12 protein-coding genes are annotated in these 21,102 nt (G+C 50.9%); 4 read left to right on the top strand and 8 right to left on the bottom strand.

Annotation, left to right across the window (positions count from 1 at the left end; all coding sequences use genetic code 11):
• The 3 genes from QZN53_RS05220 to QZN53_RS05230 all read left to right on the top strand — a co-directional run.
• A partial coding sequence (locus tag QZN53_RS05220) for a DNA polymerase (RefSeq protein ID WP_294651968.1) occupies positions 1–377 on the top strand: 377 nt, incomplete at its 5' end.
• Between the two features lie 141 nt (positions 378–518).
• Positions 519–2,084 (top strand): glycoside hydrolase family 5 protein, encoded by a 1,566-nt coding sequence (locus QZN53_RS05225; RefSeq protein WP_163437831.1) that lies wholly within the window; start codon positions 519–521, stop codon positions 2,082–2,084.
• A gap of 243 nt (positions 2,085–2,327) precedes the next feature.
• Positions 2,328–4,415 (top strand): glycoside hydrolase family 5 protein, encoded by a 2,088-nt coding sequence (locus QZN53_RS05230; RefSeq protein ID WP_163437832.1) that lies wholly within the window; start codon positions 2,328–2,330, stop codon positions 4,413–4,415.
• A 126-nt stretch (positions 4,416–4,541) separates the two neighbouring features.
• On the opposite strand, the gene QZN53_RS05235 is transcribed toward QZN53_RS05230, so the two are convergent.
• A complete protein-coding gene (locus tag QZN53_RS05235; RefSeq protein ID WP_163437833.1) occupies positions 4,542–8,228 on the bottom strand; it encodes an SNF2-related protein in 3,687 nt (1,228 codons plus the stop codon).
• 129 nt (positions 8,229–8,357) lie between these two features.
• Between QZN53_RS05235 and QZN53_RS05240 the strand changes: the two genes are divergently transcribed.
• Complete coding sequence (locus QZN53_RS05240) at positions 8,358–9,194, top strand: class I SAM-dependent methyltransferase (protein ID WP_163437834.1); 837 nt, start codon at positions 8,358–8,360, stop codon at positions 9,192–9,194.
• Between the two features lie 21 nt (positions 9,195–9,215).
• Here the strand turns inward: QZN53_RS05240 and QZN53_RS05245 are convergent, their stop codons facing one another.
• From QZN53_RS05245 to QZN53_RS05275, 7 genes are all read right to left on the bottom strand, one after another.
• Complete coding sequence (locus QZN53_RS05245; protein WP_163437835.1) at positions 9,216–10,220, bottom strand: hypothetical protein; 1,005 nt, start codon at positions 10,218–10,220, stop codon at positions 9,216–9,218.
• A 1-nt stretch (position 10,221) separates the two neighbouring features.
• Complete coding sequence (locus tag QZN53_RS05250; RefSeq protein ID WP_163437836.1) at positions 10,222–11,055, bottom strand: TIGR02147 family protein; 834 nt, start codon at positions 11,053–11,055, stop codon at positions 10,222–10,224.
• A 187-nt stretch (positions 11,056–11,242) separates the two neighbouring features.
• Positions 11,243–13,564 (bottom strand): NADP-dependent malic enzyme, encoded by a 2,322-nt coding sequence (locus tag QZN53_RS05255; protein WP_163437837.1) that lies wholly within the window; start codon positions 13,562–13,564, stop codon positions 11,243–11,245.
• Positions 13,565–13,833: 269 nt separating this feature from the next.
• Complete coding sequence (nadC, locus tag QZN53_RS05260) at positions 13,834–14,697, bottom strand: carboxylating nicotinate-nucleotide diphosphorylase (RefSeq protein WP_163437838.1); 864 nt, start codon at positions 14,695–14,697, stop codon at positions 13,834–13,836.
• Entirely contained in the window at positions 14,697–16,148 is a 1,452-nt protein-coding gene (locus QZN53_RS05265; protein WP_163437839.1) for a sugar transferase, read from the bottom strand. The genes nadC and QZN53_RS05265 overlap by 1 nt, the downstream gene beginning before the upstream one ends.
• Positions 16,149–16,192: 44 nt before the next feature.
• Positions 16,193–17,482 carry a homoserine dehydrogenase gene (locus QZN53_RS05270; RefSeq protein ID WP_088628618.1) on the bottom strand — a complete coding sequence of 430 codons (1,290 nt, stop codon included), beginning with the start codon at positions 17,480–17,482 and terminating at the stop codon, positions 16,193–16,195.
• Positions 17,483–17,531: 49 nt separating this feature from the next.
• Positions 17,532–21,017, bottom strand: coding sequence for an InlB B-repeat-containing protein (locus tag QZN53_RS05275; protein ID WP_163437840.1), 3,486 nt, complete (start codon positions 21,015–21,017; stop codon positions 17,532–17,534).
• Between the last annotated feature and the right edge of the window lie 85 nt (positions 21,018–21,102).

The raw sequence follows: 21,102 nt of genomic DNA on the forward strand, positions 1-21,102 counted from the left end.
ACATCAAGGCGGCCGCCCACCGCGACGGTTACGTGGAAACGCTTTCGGGCCGCCGCCGCTACATCGCAGGCATCGATAGCAGCGACCGCATGGAATCGCAAATGGCCGAGCGCATGGCCGTGAATACTCCCGTCCAAGGCTCCGCCGCCGACCTCATCAAGATTGCGATGATACGCATTCAGAAGCGAATCAACGAAGAGAACTTGCCGCTCAAGATGATGCTGCAGGTGCACGACGAACTCGTGTTCGAATGCCCCCGCGACCAGGTGGAACCCATGTCGCAAATAGTGAAAGCTGAAATGGAAGGCGCCATGGAACTGAAAGTTCCGCTTATTGCCAGCGTAGGCTTTGGCGAGAACTGGCTCGAAGCGCATTAAAGACCGTTCGGCCTTTTAAGTAACTAAATCTTTTCGTACGTTGTAAGCCGTTCAATAGTTTTTGAACGGGTGTGATGATTATACAATATGTTTCAAATTTTTCGGTATAGATTAAGGGCGAATTTTGAAAAAGGACCGAAAATGAAGCATATTCTTGCCAAAACCGCCCTCATCGCCCTCGCAGGAACCCTTTCTGCGACCGCAGCGACACTCCCCACCGCCAAGGAAGTCCAAGCCAAAATGGGCATGGGTTTCAATGTCGGTAACTCGATGGAAGTGCCTAACAATCCCACGGCTTGGGGCAACCCCTACCCGACTCAGGCTTTGCTCGATTCCGTGAAGGCGGCAGGATTCAACACGGTCCGTATTCCCTGCGCCTGGGACAGCCACACCAGTGGCGGCAAGGTCACCGAAACCTGGCTTGACTCCGTGAAAACGGTGGTTGACTACGCCATGCGCGCAGGCCTCTACACGATTTTAAATATCCACCACGAAGGTGAAGGCGGTTGGTTCCAGAGCAACATCGGTACAAGCGTCAACCAGACGATTGACAACAAGATGAAGACTTACTGGACGCAGATTGCGAACAAGTTCAAGGATTACAATGAACGCTTGATGTTTGCAGGCGCCAACGAACCCGGCCCAAACATTAACACGTGGACATCGCAGCATGTATCCACGCTGATGCATTACTACCAGACGTTCATTGACGCAGTCCGCGCCACAGGCGGCAACAATGCCACCCGTACTCTGATTATTCAGGGTTTGAACACCGACATCGACAAGTCCGTCGCGAACGCCCCGGTGACAACCTTCCCGAAAGACAACGTTGAAGGCCGCCTGATGTTCGAAGTGCATTACTATGATCCGTACCAGTACACGCTTATGACAAGCCAGCAGGACTGGGGCGCAAGCGAACCCATTTTGCCGCAGTACTACTATGGCGACTACACCAAGGCCGGCGAACCCAAGCGCAACGCGGGCTACAACGCCTGGGCAGGCTCTGTGGATTCCAAGCTCGGAAGCATTGTGCACCCGCAAGAACAATTCGCCAAGATGAAGACGAACTACGTGGACAAGGGCTACCCGGTCATCGTAGGTGAATTCGGCGCCAACGTCCGCAGCCCGGAATTGAGCGGTAATGACCTGAACACCCATAAGCAGGGCCGCGTGCAGTGGCACAAAGACGTGGTGAGCGCCGCCAAGCAGTACGGGCTCACGCCGATTCTCTGGGACATGGGCAACGAAAGCAACTCCAGCTACGACAACATGGCCTACATCCGCCGTCAATCTTCGCCGGTGGGCAAGGTTCTTGAAACCGACGTCATCAACGCCATGCGCAGCGTATACAACCTCGGCAACTATAACAACACCGGCGTGACCCACGTAGAAGACTTTATCACCGGCGGAAACACCACGCCGGCATCCAGTTCGAGCGTCGTGGCTTCTAGCTCCAGCGTTGTGGTTTCCAGCTCCAGCACTCCCACGACGACAATCATCGCCGGCCTGAATTCTACGGTGCAGTTCACCCGCAACGGCAACATGCTTTATTCCAACAAGCCCATCCGCCTGTTCGACATCAACGGAAACCAGATTCGCTCGGCCAAAAAGAGCGCCGGACGAGCCGAACTTTCGCTCGCAGGGCTCCATCAGGGCGTTTACCTGGCCAAGAGCGCCAACAAGACGTTGCTTGTTGATGTGAAATAAAAACCTCTACACCAAACAAATCTTTCCTCATTAACAGAAATTGCCGATTTTCGCAAAAAATCGGCAATTTTCATTTTCAAACGTAACTGTAAGTTTACATTTGTTGAGAAATCTGCACCGCAATTTTTCAACGCCGACACAATTTTATTTACATCAACACCCGCAGAATTTAATTTCAATACAAAGACTAAGATGTTTGGTATCTAGGCTTAATAACGGGGGCAACCCCAAAAGGAGCAAAAAATGAAACTTTACGGACTCTTCGGAATCGCCTGCGGCATGACGCTGCTTGCAAGCACTGCGGCATTTGCCCTCCCCAAGGCAACCGATATTTACCCCGACATGGGTCTCGGCTACAACATCGGTAACACGATGGAAGTTCCCAAGAACCCGACCGATTGGGGCAACCCCTTCCCGGATGCCGCTTACGTGAAGGCAATCAAGGACGCCGGCTTCAACACCGTGCGTATTCCTTGCGCATGGGACAGCCACGCTTCTAACGGCACCATTAACGCCGGCTGGCTTGACTCCGTAAAGACTGTCGTCGACCTCGTGATCGGCAACGGCATGTACGCCATTTTGAACAGCCACTGGGATGGTGGTTGGCTCGAAGACCACGTTTTTGACGGCGAAGGCTATGACAAGACCGGCCTCGTGAACAGTTCCGCGGCAACAGTCGCTGCCAAACAGGAAAGCTACTGGAAGCAGATCGCTACCAAGTTCGCCGAATACGACGAACACTTGATTTTCGCCTCTGCCAACGAACCAGGCGTGAATGACCCATGGAACGGCGGCTCCGATAACGGCCAGTGGGCATTCAACGAAGCCCGTATGCAGGTTCTCAAGCAGTTCCACGAAGCATGCATCAAGGCTGTGCGTTCTACCGGCGGCAACAACGCCACCCGTATCGTGGTCGTGCAGTCTCCGCGTACCGAAATCGACAAGTCTCCGCTCCTCGCCTCTATGTACCCGGAAGATCCGGCTGGTGAAGGTTACACCATGGCCGAAGTCCACTTCTATCCGTATCAGTTCTCTTTGATGACCAGCGGTGACGAAGACTGGGGCAAAATGTTCTATTACTGGGAAGACCAGACTCCGGGTACCGACGCTGCACACACCTGCTCCGGTTCTGCACTCGGTTCCAAGAGTTCTATTGATCAGCTGTTCAGCGGTCTCAAGAGCCGCTTCTACGACAAGGGCATTCCTGTTGTGATCGGTGAAATGGGTGCTGTCAAGCGTCTCGGCGCACTTACCGGCGACAATCTGAAGTACCACCTGAAGGCTCGCGCCGCATGGTATGGCTACACGGTTGCTGCAGCAAAGAAGAACGGTCTCGTTCCCTGCGTTTGGGACACCGGCGACGAAGGCGATGGCAACTTCACCATTATTCGCCGTCAGGTAAACAAGTTCGGTGGCAACGTGGGTGACATTACCGACGTCGAAACTCTGAACGCCATGCGTGAAGCTTATGGACAGGCATCTCTCCCGGGCAACAGCATTGATTCTATCGTTACCCAGAACCCGGACATTCCCGAAACCGCAGCTGGCAAGGGCGTCCAGGTGACTTACCAAACTGTAACTTCTGACTCTAGCGAAGTGGGAACATTGCGCATCAACCTTCAGGGTTCCAAGAAAGATCTTTCCAAGTATGTGGGTATTGAAGTTCGCTTGAAGGGCGAAGTTGCTACTGCAGGTCCCTGCACTGGCGCAAGCGATGGCTGCGGTGCATACGGCTGGACCTCCATGGACCTCTTCATGATGACGGGTGAAAGCTGGGCTTGGTTCGACGCCTCTGTTCTTGAACAGGCCGACAAGGACCTCGATGCCAGCGCATTCCAGACAATCCAAGTTAAGTGGGAAGACTTCCGCAAAGAACCGACCGGTCTCAACTCTGCAAACGCCATCGGCCTGAACCTCTACGGCACACAGGTCACCGGCACCATCACCTTTGACTACATCAAGGGTATCAAGGCCGACGGTTCCACCGAAATCATTGACGACTTTGACAAGAAACCGCAGCTCGAAGGCACCGCATCCGGTAAGGTTGTCGCCCTCGACGGCACCGCCGCCATCAAGGTTGCAACAGTCGCCGCAAGCAAGATGCTCGTGAATGTGCTGCCCGGCATGGTGAGCGCAAGCTTCACCGCCGCCAAGACGGCTCCGGCTAAGGCAACGCTTATGAACAGCCTCGGCCAGGTGATTGCTCAGCAGAACTTTACCGCCAACAAGGGCATGAACACAGTTGAACTTTCTAGCAACTATCGCGGCCCGGCAATGCTCATGGTTCGCCAGGGCAGCCAGCGCTACATGCAGAAGGTGATTCTGAAGTAAAACGAATCTGGTGTGGATTCCGGCAGGTTGGAGTGTCTCGCCGGGAGCTGCTTGGAAAAGCAGCGAAATCCGGTCCTACATGGGGCCGGATTTTTTTTGCAACTAAAAACGCGCGGCAGCGCGACTTTAATCAAGATTGAATATTTCGGTGAGTTGCTTATCGTCCATGTTCGCAAGCCAGGTTTCTCCGGCGTTCACGGTCATGTCGGCGACAGCCTTCTTTGCCTGCAACAGGGCGTCGATTTTTTCTTCGAAGGTGCCCTTGGTAATAAAGCGGTGCACCTGTACGTTCTTGGTTTGCCCGATACGGAAGGCGCGGTCAGTGGCCTGCGCTTCGATTGCCGGATTCCACCACAAGTCGTAATGAATCACCTGCGAGGCCGCAGTCAGATTCAGGCCGGTTCCAGCCGCCTTCAAGGACAGAATCAGCACCTTGACTTCCGGGTCTTCCTGGAACTTGCGAACCATTTCGTTGCGCTGGTTCTGCGTGCAGCCTCCGTGATAAAAATCCGCCTTAATCATGAGTTCGCGATCGAGCGTTTCTTGCAGGAGTTCGCCCATTTCGCGGAACTGCGTAAAGATGATTGTCTTTTCGCCGGATTCTTCGATGGACTTGAGCAAATCGAGCAACATGCCGAGTTTGCCAGAATCTTCGACACGGGCCTCCCCCGCCTTCAAATACGTGCGCGGGTGGTTGCAAATCTGCTTGAGCGCGAGGATCATTTGCAGAATCAAGCCCTTGCGTTTGAAAAGATTATGGCCACCAGAACCTTCGCCGGCATCCAGAGAATCGCCTGCAGCAGCCGCAAGCACATCGTCATTGATATCGAGCGAGGCGCCCTCGGCCAAAAGTTCCAACTGCTTCATGAATTCGTCGAGCGTACGCTTGTACAGGGCAGCCTGTGTGCGCGTGAGTTCGGCGTATTCATTCTGCTGAATCTTATCGGGCAAGTCGCTAATGATAGACTTATCCGTCTTCATGCGGCGCAGCATAAAGGGTGCCGTAATCTTCTTGAAATGCTCGGCCACCGCCTGGTTCGCATTCTTCTGGATGGGAGTTTCGAACTTGTCGCGGAATTCGTTTGCCGAGGGCAAAAAGCCGCGGTTGCAGAAGTCCATAATCGTCCAGAATTCCATAAGGCGGTTTTCGACCGGCGTGCCACTCATGGCAATCTTCATGGGCGCACGGAAAGCGCGAATGCGGCGGCTCTGTTCGCTATCGGCATTCTTGATGTTCTGCGCTTCGTCAATCACCACCACTTGCCAATTCAGCTTTTCCAGCTTTTTAAAATCAAGGCGGCATGTCGAATACGTGGTAATCAACAAGTCGGCATCGAACTTTTCAAGTTTGCGGTTGGCACCATGGTAAGCAAACACGGTCAGCGCAGGCGCGAACTTTTTGATTTCCATCTGCCAGTTCAGCAAAAGGCCCGCAGGCACCACCACGAGCGCGCGGCCTTCGGCAAGGCGCCCTTCTTGCTTTAGCTTGAGCAAAAAGGCAATCACCTGCAGCGTTTTACCCAAGCCCATGTCGTCGGCCAGAATACAGCCGAAACCCATTTGCAGGTTCTTGTACATCCAGGAATAGCCGCGTTCCTGATACGGGCGGAGCGTCGCATTCAAATCTTCGGGCAGCGAGCAGTTCGTCTCGCTGCGCCAGGCGTCAAATTGGTCCTTCAAGCCATCGGTCATATCAACCGTAATGTCGTCGCATTTGCCGGTAAGGCATGCCTGCACCAACTTGGCAGTAGACGGAATAAACTGTTCCGTCGCCTCGGCCGATTCCGCATTCTCAGAACCATCAATGACTTCAACATCATCAGAGGCGTCCGCTTTCTGCTTTTTCGCCTTCTCTTTTTCGCGTTCATCCAAGCGCTGTTGCAACAAATCCAAGTCGTCTTTGTTGAATTCGATATAGCGATCCTTGAACTTGAGCAAGCCTTCGGCATCGCGGGCAAGCTTCAAGAATTCCTCAGCCGAAATCTTGTCTTCGCCGAGAGCCACTTCCCAGTCAAAGTCCAGCAAGTCGCCCGCGGTAAACGCTCCGATTCCAAGACTACCCTTCAACTTCATCTGGGTTTTCGGGCGAGTGCGTTCCAAAAGCGAGCGCGGAATTTCGGTCACAATTCCAAACACTTCGGACTTCTTGACCGTGTAATTCACGAATTCCTTGAGTTCGGCACCATGCATGACCACAGGCTCTGCCGCATGATTTTCAAGGTAGGCCTTCATGGGCTTGAAAATTTCGGCCATGCAGTTCAGCACATTCAAGAGCGACAAGAGTCTCGGATCGCTATCGCGGAACAGCTGCGCAAGCGGCACACGGCCCGAAGCATCTTCGATAAAGACATTCAGCGCTATTTCTTTGCCCAGTTCCGAGCAGACAAAAACAATCTTGTGGTTGAATTCCAACGAATTGTAGACCGAGAACCATGCCTGAATCTTGGACGGAATCTTGAGGCCGTTGGCGGCAAGCTTGCCCGACTTGCAATCGAAAAAGAATCCGAGCAAGTTTTCATGCGGACCCTTCTTGTAACTTTGGGCGGTGCGGGCAAATCGCAACAGCTTGCCAATGAAAATCGAAAGAATATGCTCGGTCGCAGCATCCAGATCCTCACGAGATTTTTCTTCGCGAGAATTTTCTTCACGCGACCCATCGCGTACCGTAAACGCAAAATCATCGGGCACGGACTTTTCGAGTTCAGCCACAATCGCAAGCACATCGGGCAACATTTCGGCAGGCAGCCAGCGCACCTGCGCCGTCACGTTATTCAGCCAGAATACCTGCGGGTAAATCGCCCCGCAACGCACCAAGTAATACGCCACCTGCAAAAGCTGGTGCAAAAAGCGGACGGTCACATGGTTATGCCAAACGCAATCCTGATTCAGGCGGCAAAGGGCGCCCATCACGTTTTCAACAGAAAGCGCAGAGGCCACCACCGTTTCTTCGACCATCTGGTCGAAAGTCCACTGCCAGGGGCGAGCGTGAATCAGCTGCAGGCGTTCTTGTTCCATCAAGAAGGTTCGGGCATGGTAAATGCCAAAGTCCTGCGCAAACTGGCCAAAGTTTTCAAAGTGGTTGTAGAATTCACGGCAGCGAGCCAGTTCGTCGACAAAGCTCTTCTTAAAGTTCCCCGCCGGGCAAAAATCCGGGAAGTTCTTGAGCATGGCCGGCAACACATGCGAATAGTCGCGCCATTCCTCAAACTTGAACATGGGCACGCGCGGGGCTGCCACCCGGTTGTTCACCGGCAAAATGCGCACCAGGGTCGATTCGCGCGGCACATCCGATTTCACCGGTTCTTCGGGCTTGTAATCCTTGAGGTAGGCAATATCAAGCCCATGCAGCCTGAACAGCAAAAACGGGTCAGCCGACGCCATTTCAGCTAACTTCAGGCACACGCAAATCACATAACGGCAAGGCAGGGCGTCCTTGCAGTCGCAATTCATGTTCACCTGGTCAAAGCCTTCGAACAGCGAAAGCCCGCATTTCGACAAAATCAGTTCTATGGAGGGGTTGAGGGCGCCATTCGAAAGCGCCATGAGTTCGACCGGTTGCTGTTTCAAGAGCCCCACAAAGGCTTCGCCACGTTCCTTGTCGAACTTGGGGAACACGAGGTATACATTGTGCAAGCCCCCGTTCGGACCCTTGACCTCGGCCATGACGCGATTATCGTTCACCGTAAACGGCTGAACCTGTCCACGCCCCACGTACTTAAAAGCGTAATCAATATCGCGTTCAGAAGCACCCGCCAGCAAATGGTCTAGCCACAGCTTGCTCCACCAAGTACTTCCATAAACACCATATTCCATAGTCGCCCAAATATAGCAAATTTTCATGACAAAAATTGCTCATTTGAGCAATTTAATCTAGGTATATCGGCATATTTTTTCTATCTTGCAACGGCAGGAACATTTGTTCCTGCCATTTCTGGAGCCCCTATGAAAACTTGCCGAATTTGCGGAAAAACATCAGAAGCAAAATCCTACTTTGCCAAAGAAATGATGTACCTGAACGCAGGGAATTTCGAATACTTCGAATGTCCACACTGCAAATGTCTGCAAATCGCAAGCGTTCCCGACAACTTGGGGGAATACTACGGCCCTAACTACTACAGCTACAACGTCCCCGCAGACACAGTCACTCGCGGAAAGATCGAGCACCACAAGCGCATTCTTGATGTCGGTTGCGGAGCGGGCATGCTGCTCTGCGACATGGCAGCACATTCCGGCATCGAGAGTCTCACAGGTTGCGACCCCTTTATCGAACACGACCTGTCGTACGAAAACGGCGTCCAGATTTTCAAGAAATCCATCCACGAAATGACGGGCGAATTCGACGTCATCATGCTCAACGATTCCTTTGAACACATGACCGACCCCCACGAGACCATGGATTCCTTAAAGAGACTCCTGGCAAAAGGCGGCGCCGTAAAGATGACGCTTCCGATGTACCCCAACATCGCTTTCGACAAGTACAAAGAAAACTGGTACCAGCTCGACGCCCCCCGCCATATCTTTTTACATTCCAGGGACAGCCTGAAGTTGCTCGCAGACCAGCACGGACTCAAAATTGTCCAGATGATTTACGATTCCAACAATTCCGCCATTCTAAGAAGTTATCTGTACACCAAGGGAATCACCTTTTGGAAACAAGACCCCAAAGAGATTTTCAAGTACTTCACGCAATCGGAAATCGTAGACATCAACAAGAAAGTTGCCGAAGCCAATAAAAAAGGATACGGTGACCACGCCACCGTATTCTTCATGCACAAATAGTTTGCAACAGATTACTTCGTTTTAATCTAGATTCGTGCCGACACCAAATATATAGAAATCGCCTTTTTTCCCAGATCTACCTTGGAATTCAATTACAACATTGACTAGGTGCCGAGCAGCCTTTTCACCAACCATTTCTGGTTCCCAACCTTCCAATTTGGATCCCCACCCCGAACGCCTAAACTTGCTCCATTCAAAGCACCGAGAAGTTCCAGAACTAGGCTTACCCAAAAATACTTTTGGCACATCATGTTCTAAAACCTGGTTGAGCGAATCACCTAAATCAAGCAGTAAAGAGGCTTCAATTTCAGAAGAGTAAGCCAGGCATATTCCTGTCCAGTTGGAAACATCAACCGGCACCGAATTACCCGCACTATCCTTGGCGATTCTAAAACCAACCCTCACGAACGGCTCATATGACAATTTACCCTCATCAAGTGTAATCGTCCCACGAATGCCCTGGTACATGTCCAACATCGGGAGGAACGACCCATCATCACCCAAATCAACAGACCATTCAATCGTCGACTTACCACCTTCCGCGGAATCAAGTTCCCAGAACCAGGAACCATCCGCAACCACCCCCTTCGGCCACGTTGAATCAGCATATAACCCCGTTTTAACTGATTCCTCAAAATCCCAGGGATCCCATAAATCTCCACCACCGGCGCCACCACACGGTCCATTATTGGCTTTGCACAAGACCATGTAGGACGAGGAACTGCTCAAGGGTTCGTCAGGAATACTGGACGACATTGGAATTTCAGAGCTCGATGACAACACCGGAATTTCCGAACTCGATGACAACACCGGAATTTCCGAACTCGAGGAGACTTCAACAACATCGCCGGAGGAACTGCTTTGAACTACCGTTTCAGAACTATTCGGAATATCAAATTCAGAGCTTGAAGAAAGTTCCGCAAGCGTATTCGGTTCTACCGACGTTCCGCCGACAGCCGACTCATCGGCGCAGCCCACAAACGCAGCAGCCATTGCTGCGAAAACTATATAAAAGTTCGGTTTCATCTCATGCCTCCTTGACTTCCTTGAGGTCCCTGCTAAGGGGGAACAGTTGTAAATTCAGTCTATAAACCTGCGAAATGTCTTTACATTCCGAAGCGATTGCCACAATTTTTTTGCGGCAGGCATCGAGTTCTTCGACAATTTTTTCGTAGGCTTCGCGATTAACGCCCATGGTAACGCCAGTGACGTTGCGTTCGTTCGCCGTAAAACGGTCCAGAGAATCAATGGCCAGGTTGCCCATTTCACGGTGCATCGCACGAATCGCAAGCGGCAATCCTTCTTTGGAGCCTTCCACTGATTTTTCAGTTTGTTCGTAAACGTTTTCTGTCGTCTGCTTCAAGAATCCGGTCCGCTCCAAAAACTGCAGCGACTTGCGAACTTCTAGAGCCGAGACTTCTTGAGTACACATCTTGGCAATTTCACCCGGCATGGCCCCCGGCATCATGGGAGCAAGTTCACGCACCACCGGATTTTTCCAAGTCTCATAATATTCGAACGCATCCTTGTCGACAACACGTACTTTGTGCGAAAGCGCCATCGACTGCATTTGTTCCAGGTACTTTTTCTTTTGGTCGTCTTTTCTAGCGTTTCCGAATTGGACCATCGCCTCAAAGTAGGTTTCCTCATGCCCCACAAGCCCCATCGCCCGCGCCACGCGACCCATGGTCACTTTACTCAGATTGCTTTTTCCTTCGCAAACCAATTTAAGGTAAGTAGGCGAAGTGAAACCGGCAATCTTTGCAAATTCACGCCACGAAAACGCAGAAGTCCTTTTGCGTTCTTCATAGTAATCACTCATGAAGGCGTGATAATCTTGATATTCTACAATCGGTTTCATACATCTCAAATATATACTCTTCAAAACCAAAAGTCAATAGTTCATAGTACAAAATTTTATTTTTTATTCAATTTTTAGCATTTTCAGTCGAATTAAAAACGAGTTTCATTAATATATGATACACTTGTGTCATAAAAATCGCCGCGAGGGTTCCCGCGGCGACTGAATCAGGCTTTAAGCCCCCAAATTACCACATCTTGTCGAACTTTTTGCGGCTCTTTTCTTCGTCCTTCTTTTCCTGAACGATAGCGTCAATCACGGCGGCAACCGTCAGGTTGAAGATATCATGCACAGAGGCGTCGGTGTCGGTAAAGTGAACCGGCTTGTTCAAGCCCATCTGCACAGGACCAATGGATTCGCCCACGCCCATTTCCAAGAGCATCTTGCAAGTGGTATTTGCAGAAGAGAGGCAAGGGAAGATGAGCGTATTGACCGTCTGACCCTTGATCTTGTTGAACGGATACTTGGTGTCGCGCAGGTCCTTATCGAGAGCCACGTTCACCTGCATTTCGCCGTCAATCACGTAATCCGGATACTGTTCGTGAATCAAGCGCACCGCTTCGCGGGCTGTGTTGGACGTTCCGCGCGGAGCTCCCTTGTCGCTACCGAAGTTCGCGTAGCTGAGCATAGCCATCACAGGTTCGTGAGCAAAGAAGCGCACGGCGTCGTGAGTGAGCTTCACGATATCCACGAGCGTTTCGGCATCGGGGTCGCGGTTCACCAGCGTATCGGCCAGGAAGAACGTACCCTTGCGAGTGCTCAAAATGTGCATAGCGCCGAAGTGCTTGTATTCTTCGCGGATACCGATGATTTCCTTGGCGAGTTCAATCGTTTCGGAATACTTGGAGTAACCACCGGAAATGAGGGCGTCAGCATCGCCAACCTTCACCATCATCATACCGAAGTGGTTCGGTTCAAACATGTCGTCGCGGGCTTCGTCGAGCGTCACACCGTTACGGCCGTTTTCTTCGGCGTAGATTTCAGCATACTTGCGACGGCGTTCGAATTCTTCCGGAGAACGCGGGTTCACAATCTTGATGCCCGTAAGGTCGAGCTGTTCGCGCTGGGCAATAATCTGAATACGTTCGGGGTTACCGAGCAGAATCGGGTGTGCAACGCCTTCGGTCTTGGCCTGCACCGCAGCCTTGAGCATGTTGAGGTTGCTTTCGGCAAACACCACGCGCTTCGGGTTGCTGCGGGCCGTATCACTGAACTGACGGATAAGCTTGTTATCGTAGCCCATCATGTCGCGCAGACGGTCATAGTAGGCATCCCAATCGGTAATGGGCTTGCGGGCCACGCCACTTTCGATAGCGGCCTTAGCCACAGCGATAGACACGTCGGTCAACAGGCGCGGATCCAGCGGCTTCGGAATCAAGTATTCCTTACCGAAGGTAAAGCGCTGGGAGTTGTAAGCAATGTTCACCACATCCGGAACCGGCTTGTGGGCAAGAGCAGCAATGGCGCGCACGGCGGCGTGCTTCATGTGTTCGTTGATGCAGGTAGCGCGAACGTCGAGGGCGCCACGGAAAATGTACGGGAAACCAATAACGTTGTTTACCTGATTCGGATAGTCGCTGCGGCCCGTTGCAAAAATCAAGTCGCCACGGCTTGCCATGGCTTCTTCGTAGCTGATTTCGGGGTTCGGGTTGGCGAGAGCGAAAACAATCGGCTGGTCAGCCATGCTGCGGACCATTTCACGAGTCAGGACGTTAGCCTTGGAGAGGCCGACGAACACATCGGCGCCCTTCATGGCGTCTTCGAGCGTTTCGATATCGGTGCGGTCGGTCGCAAAGAAAGCCTTCGCTTCGGTAAGGCCCTTGCGGTCCTTGCGAATAACACCCTTACTGTCGCACATCACCAAGTTTTCTTTCTTGAGACCGAGCGACAAGTAGAGTCGCGTGCAGGCGCAAGCGGCTGCACCCGCACCGTTCACCACCATCTTCACGTTGCGAATGCTCTTGCCAGCCACTTCGATTGCGTTCAAGAGGCCTGCAGAAGAAATGATAGCCGTACCGTGCTGGTCATCGTGCATCACGGGGATATCAAGTTCAGCCTTCAAGGTATCTTCGATTTCGAAGCATTCCGGAGCCTTGATGTCTTCGAGGTTGATGCCGCCGAACGTCGGGGCAATACCCTTCACGATTTCGATAAACTTCTTCGGATCTTTTTCGTTGATTTCGATGTCGAACACATCGATGCCAGCGTAAATCTTGAAGAGGAGAGCCTTACCTTCCATCACCGGCTTACCAGCGAGGGCGCCAATGTCGCCGAGGCCAAGCACTGCCGTACCGTTACTGATCACAGCAACGAGGTTTCCCTTACCGGTGTATTCGTAAGCGAGGTTGTTATCCTTTTCAATTTCCAAGCAAGGAGCAGCTACACCCGGAGTGTATGCAAGGCCCAAGTCGGTCTGCGTGCTATGCGGCTTGGTCGGCACGATTTCGATTTTGCCGGGCTTGCCCATGGCGTGGTATTCGAGAGCTTTTTCTTTTAAATCCTTGCTCATTCTTTTCTCCTTGTTTTCGCCAGCATCTAAAGCCGCGAAAGTTCAATTTTCGGGCGCAAAAATAGAAAAAAGAAAGGGTACTGTAAAGATTTCAATACCCATTTAAGAAAGATGTATTTTTTAGCCGTCCAAAGGGAGCCGAAACGCCCTTTTTAGGCCGCTTTTTACTATTAGATTCGTGAGCAACAAGCGCCTCGTATTAACGAGGCGTGGTTGCGAGAGTGAGCGCTATGGGGACGTACTTAACTAGATTGGGCGCGAACGGTCTGTTATATTCTCATCGAAATGTCGAGAGCCTTTACACTATGTGTAAGAGCGCCGACCGAAATATAGTCAAGACCCAGGGTCGCGATTTCCTTGGCGCGTTCAAGCGTCATGTTGCCGGAACCTTCGACCAGGCACTTGTCGCCGCTTTCCTTGATAATCTTCAAAGCTTCGGCCATCATTTCATTGCTCATGTTGTCAAGCATGATCACGTCGACACCCTTGTTCAAGAGTGCGCGCAATTGGTCAAAATTTTCGACTTCCATTTCGACCATCAAGTTCTGCTTGTTGTTCTTCTTCACCACTTCAAGAGCTTCGAGAACGCCACCAGCTGCAGCAATGTGGTTGTCCTTCACGAGCACCATGTCAAAGAGACCCATGCGGTGGTTGGAACCGCCACCCACGCGAACGGCGTACTTCTGCAAAGTGCGGAAACCGGGAACCGTCTTGCGGGTATCGAGAACCTTGGTCTTGCCAGCCTTCAAAGCTTCCTGGAAAGTATGGGCAACCGTTGCCACACCGGAAAGCTGCTGGATAAAATTCAAAAGCGTACGTTCACCCGTCAAGAGTTCGTGAGTCGTGCCATCCATTTCGGCAATCAGGTCACCCTTCTTCACGACATCGCCGTCTTTCTTGTGGAGCGTCACCTTCACGTTTGCCTTGAGTTCCTGGAACACAAGTTCAATCACCGGAAGGCCTGCGAGCACGCCGTCTTCCTTGGCAATCAGGCGAGCATGTTGCTTCTGGTCGGCAGGAATCGTCCATTCGCTCGTTACGTCGCCCGTGCGAACGTCTTCGGCAAGCGCGAGACGAATCATGGTCAAAGCATCTTCGGTCGGAAAAATCGGAGTCGAATTGTCGCCGTACATTACTGCGCTCCCTTACCAGTTAAAACAACATAAACAGTGCGCATCAGAATCTGGAAATCAAGCAACAAGCTCATGTTTTCGAAATAGTACATGTCGTACTGCAACTTGATTTTCACGTCTTCGGTGCTAGTATCGTAATGGTGGCACACCTGAGCCCAACCGGTCAGACCCGGCTTCATTTTCAGGCGGCTAATATAGAACGGTATTTCTTCACGAAGCTTGGCAATGAACACGGCACGTTCCGGGCGCGGGCCCACCATGCTCATGTCGCCTTTAAGCACACACAAAATCTGCGGAAGTTCATCGATACGGGTCTTGCGCAAGAACTTGCCCACCTTGGTAATGCGGGGGTCGTCCTTGGTGGCCCACTGGGCACCAAACTTTTCGGCATCGGTACGCATGGTGCGGAACTTAAAGACCGTAAACGGCTTGCCATACAGGCCAATGCGTTCCTGGGAATAAAACACCGGGCCATGGTCTTCAAGCTTGATTGCAATAGCGGCGAGCACGCATATCGGGAACGAAATAATTCCGAGGAAGGCGCCAAACAGAATATCAATTACACGTTTCACGCGCACCTGCCACAGGGGCATGGTAAACGCGAACAGTTCCTGCAATTCAAAGCCGTAAACCAAGTTTGCCTTGAACTGGCCGTTAATCACGCCGTAAAGTTCGGGCACCAGGTAAATGTGAACCGGCTGGTCGCAAACCCACACGAGCACGCGCATAATTTCTTGCGGCGAAGAACTTTCGTGCGCAATAATAATGCCCGTTACCTTGTACTTCTTAATGAGCGAAGCAAGGTCTGCATACTTGCCAAGCACCGGAACATTTGCAAACTCATGTTCCATCACCTGGAAGCGTTCATCGACAAAGCCCACCACTCGCTGACCGCGTTCTGGAGTCTTTGCCAAAGCTTCGGCAATCTTTTTACCGGCTTCGGTTGCACCCAGCACCAGAATGTTATTCGCGCCAAAGCCAAGGCTCAAAAGCCTGCGCAGGCAGCGGTAAATGACCATTCTAAAGAGAATCACCAGGAACAGCGCAAAGCCGCCATAAATAAAGATCCACGGGAATCGAGAACCGTAAAGGTAGCCTTGGTTGAGCGGTTCATTCACCATGACCTTACCGATAAATTCTGCGCCGAACAACACCGCGATTACAAGCACAATGCCAATGAGCACGGCACGTAACACGCGCAGAATCTGGTGCGTACGCGACATTAACAGCCACGAACGGTAAAGACCAGCGCACGTGAACAGCACAAGCCAGCCCACATTGAGTATGAGACCCATGTGCCAATATTCGGCAAAAGTCTTGCTCGGGTCGAACTTGTCGGCAATCCAGCCACTGTGGAACTGCACCCAGAAGGCGAGTACAAAACAAATAGACAACGCCACGAAATCCGACAGGATTACGAGAATGCGTTCCAATGTAGCGGCGCGAATCATAACAGCCCTAAATTACCAAATTACAGTTCTTGAGGTTTCCCGAACTAGGCGAGGAAACGAATCACCTGGCTCTTTTCGACAATTTCGGGCAGGGCGTCAATGGCGTCCACAGCCTTCGAGGTCTTGCAATCCTGGGTCTTTTCGGTGATTACCACAATAGAAACCTTACCCGGATCCTTCACGTTCTTCTGGATAATGGTTTCGATGGAAATCTTGTTTTCGGCCAGAATGCTGGTAATCTTGGCGAGCACACCGCAAGCGTCACGAGAGGTGAAGCGCAAGTAGTAGCGGGCAGAGGTTTCCGAAATCGGAACGAGCGTTGCAGAGTTGTCGACGTTGAACCAGCCCATCGGGAGAGCCTTGCGCTTACCCTGATCCACAGAGCGGGCCAAGGAAACGAGGTCGGCTACGACAGCAGAAGCAGTCGGCAAGCGGCCTGCACCGGCGCCAGTCTGAACCGTTTCGCCCAGGTTGTCGCACTTCAGGTACACGGCATTGATTACGCCGTTCACGTTAGAGAGCAAGTTTTCGTTAGAAACGAAGCACGGATGGACACGGGCGTCCACACGGTCACCGTCACGGTGATAAATGCCGAGGAGCTTCACGCAGCAGCCAAGTTCCTTGGCAAATGCGATATCCTGGGCGGTAATCTTGGAAATACCCGTCACGTGAATCTTTTCGAAGTCCACGCGGTGACCGCTGCAGAGGCTAGCAAGCAAGGCAGTCTTGTGAGCGGAGTCGATACCTTCGATGTCGAAGGTCGGGTCAGCTTCGGCAAAGCCGAGCTTCTGGGCATCCTTCAGGACCACGTCGAAGTCCAGGCCTTCGTCGGCCATGCGGCTGAGGATGTAGTTACAAGTACCGTTGATGATGCAGCTCAGGTGTTCCACCGTAGAGCCGAGCAAGCCTTCCTGAAGGCTACGGATGATAGGAATGCCACCGCCAACGGCAGCTTCGAACAGCACATGCAGGCCGTTCTTGGCTGCAAGCGGGAAAATTTCGTGACCGTACTTGGCGAGGAGAGCCTTGTTGGCAGTCACCACATGCTTGCCGCTTTCGAGGGCAGCGAGGATCCACTTGCGCGGCATGTTGTAGCCACCGGCAAGTTCAACGAGCACGTCGATATCGTTACCGGCGATCATTTCGTCGGCGTTGGTCGAAACCTTGTAGCCCTTTGCCTTGTACGGGGCAACTTCTTCTTCGGACTTGGCGCAAATGCAAGCCAGTTCGAGTTCAACACCGAGCTTTTCCTTGTATTCAGCAATCTTCTGTTCCAGAATCTGAATAACACCGCCACCGACGGTTCCAGTACCAATAAGTCCAATACGCAGCATAGGGCGTCTCCATTTTAAATTTTTACGCGCACAAATATAGAATTTTGCGCTAGTTTCCCACAGTCACCTTGCGGGTTCCGTAACCGATTCGAAGCACATAATGGCCCGAAACAGGTACCGCGATGCTGAAATTCGCGCTATTTGCGGTTCCACGGAGCACCACATTGCCCTGCATGTCGAACAGAGCATACCTGTCACCCGCACGGGCTCCCGCCACCTGCAAGGTGCGATTTACAACGCTCACACTAAACTGCGGCACAGGGATCTGTTCAAACGAGTCCTTCTTTCCGCTGCTAGAAGACTTATCCGATTTCGTACTCGAACTAGACGATTTTGCAGAACTTGAGCTCGACTTTGCAGAAGAGCTGCTCTTTGCGCTGCTGCTCGAAACGCTCGACGACGACTTCACGGAACTGCTGCTCGATTTCGGCGGCTCCGCAGAAGAACTAGACGCAACGCTCGATGACGATTCACTAGAACTAGATGCAACTGAACTGCTCGAAGGAGCCTCTTCAAAGATTGCTACGAGATTGACATCTTCCGTTGCGCTAAAGGAACAATAGGACTTCGTTCCGCACAGGTTATCCCATTCCACAAAACGGTAACCATCATAAGGTATAGCCTGTACATAAACCGTTGTCCCATAATCATAGGTTCCATAAGCAGTGGGGTTAGACAGATTGGACCACGTGTTTCCAACCTTAACACGACCCGCATCAGGATCTTCCGCAGTAGCCCGAACAGTTACAGTGATTATACTCCACTTTGCATAGAAATTAAGGTAGCCGAAATCAGTCGCAGCAATTTCGGTAACAAGTTCGTCACTCAAGAATTTTGGTGATATGTACCAGCCTTCAAACGTATAGCCTTCACGTTTCTGTTCCGGCAAAGTAAGCGTCTCTCCGGGCGTGTAGAAAAGATAAGCACACGAACCCGTGGTATCCGTATGGAGAGCCGCGATATACCGTTCATCCTTTTGGGTAAACACAGGATAGTCATCGCCCTGTTTCCAGACTTTGCCATCGACACCCCCCGCAATCGCATTACCCAGAGAGTCCTTCTGCACATAGTCATGCAAAGTTGTCGCGAGCGAACCATCTTTAAAACCACTTGCCGCAACCGACTGGGCGCCGTCAACATCGACCCCTTCCGCAGCCTTATAGAAAACGTTTTCTATGGCCCACACGTCAGCAGGCCGAGAAATCGTATATCCATCCGAGAAAGATCCCATATTGTAATTGTTCAGTATATATGACTGCAATGGTTTATATTCTATTCTATCTTTCTTAGATGCTATGAAAAAGCTAGCGTTGCTTCCAATTAAGCCACCAAGCAAACCTCTCCCCTCTCCGTTCATATCAAAGACGCTGTAATTATTCACTATAAGAGCGTTCCCGAGAAGATGTCCAACAAGAGATCCTGCATTAATAAAAATATAATCGTCAGTCGATTCGTTTTCCAGATAAGCGGCCCCCTTACTATAATTCTGTACGAGAGTCAATTCTCCATAACTGCTCCCCACAAGGCCTCCCATATACGCATCTTCTTTCGCGATCATCTTGCCTTCAAAACTGCTATTCTTAACAACGAGATTGGTTTCGGAATGTCCGACAAGTCCGCCTATGCCTCCAATTCTAGCCAAGCTACACCTGTATCCATAACAAATACTCTTTCTGACATCAATATTGCCCTTGAAATGGCAGTTATCCACAATCAGCGGATTATACAAAGACGCAACGATGCCGCTGCCCACAGAATAGGAATCGACAATCGTCAGATTGCGAATAACGGAGGGTGTTCCATCGGCCTTTGACAAAATATTGTCTATCATTCCAAAAGAGTCAAACATGTATAGACCCGAAATACTATGTCCCTGGCCATCGAACGTTCCCCAGAAATTAGATATCTGCAACCAAGGCAAGAACTTATTCGCTCTTGACTTATCAAGAGTTCCATCCGACTTCAAGACATTTTCATTTACCACGATATCTTTCGTAAGTTTGGCGCATAGGTTAGCATACGGCCCCACTCGATCGAGGCTGTCCATTCCGTTTACCATTTGAGCAAAGCCATAGAGTTCTGCCACATTCGAAATCTCATAGCAATTGTCTGCGGCATCCAATGTAGGCGTTTTCAGTTTGACCCACTTTGCATAGAAATCCTTATCGCCAGCATCCGTATCGCTCATAGAGTCAATCCGGTTCCCCGTCAATTCGGCGTTATCGTACCATCCTTCAAGGAAATATCCCTCTTTAAAGGCATTATTTGCAGTTGGTAGATTACCTTTAAAGCCTTCCACATATTTACAAGAAGTAGTTTCCTTGTTACGCCAAAACTCACAATCATTACTTAATACAGAACCATAATTGGTATACCAATCCTGACGAACACGCCCGCCATCAAGATGGAACGTTATTTCATAGAAATTTTCCAATTTCGCCCAATACTCAAGATTGCCCGATGTACTAGCATCAATAAATTTATCAGGCTCCCCACTGAATTCCTTGTCCTTGAACCAACCTTGGAAAATCGTCTTTTCCTTAGCAACCGTATCGGGCAAATCATAGGTAAATCCAGAGACGTAGCTATCAAAATAAGTAGCCTCATCACCAGCAAAGGTGTGGAACGTTACGCTATAGCGATCCACCACAGAATTCCTGATGGCGCCCGAGAAATTCGGGTAATCATCAGTATCCACGTTCTGTCCCCAAACAGGATCCGCTTCGTGCAAAACATACGCCACAACGCCACTTTTGAACTGTTTCTCGGTCGCATGCTTAACACCATCTGAGTCCATTGACTCTTTATTATCCAACTGATAAGAATTCTTGACGATAACAGTATCCGAACTACTGCCAAACAGTTGCCCTTCCCCCACATTATAGCTATTCTCTATAGTCAGTATAACATGTCTATCGGCATAGCGCACCAAGTAAGAACGTTCACCATTTTTTTCAAAGTAAGCCACAGACTGGTTAAAGCAATTGACTATCTGAGCATAGGAATCCGCTCCATCTTCTAAATCGGAATCAACCACGCGAACTGCAAAAATTCCCATGGCAACATCCGAATTTTTTGCATAGAACATTGATTTTACAAGTCCCAAATTCCTGATGACCGTCGGGGTTTCGGGGTTGGCAACCAGCACGCGAATAAAGCCCACATCCTGAGGATCGGTTTCTTGAGCCACGTTCCGAACAAGCCCCGAAATGGTGTGCCCGTTCCCGTCGAACGTTCCCGCAAAGGTGTCTAACGGGTTCCACTGGACTACAGCTTCAACATCATCAAAATCTATATCGTAAACGTCTTCTATATCGTTGACAACGATATCCTTTGTAAGTTTGCCACAAGCGGACTTGTTCTTGACATTGCCATCAGTTCCGTTCACGATTGCAGCAAAGCCATAAAGCTCTCGCGCATCCGAAATTTCGTAACACCCCCCTGATAAAGTCGGGGTTTTGGGAAAGATAGTTGCCGCACTTGCAGACAGGGCTGCAAACAGGACCCCAACAGTTGCCGAAAGGACGTGTTTCATAATAATTCCTTCTTATACGATTAACAATAGAAAGATACAATAATTGAAAGTTCAACTTTGCCTAAGCAGTTACAAGTAACTATAT

The organism is uncultured Fibrobacter sp., from assembly GCF_900316465.1.
GTDB lineage: Bacteria > Fibrobacterota > Fibrobacteria > Fibrobacterales > Fibrobacteraceae > Fibrobacter.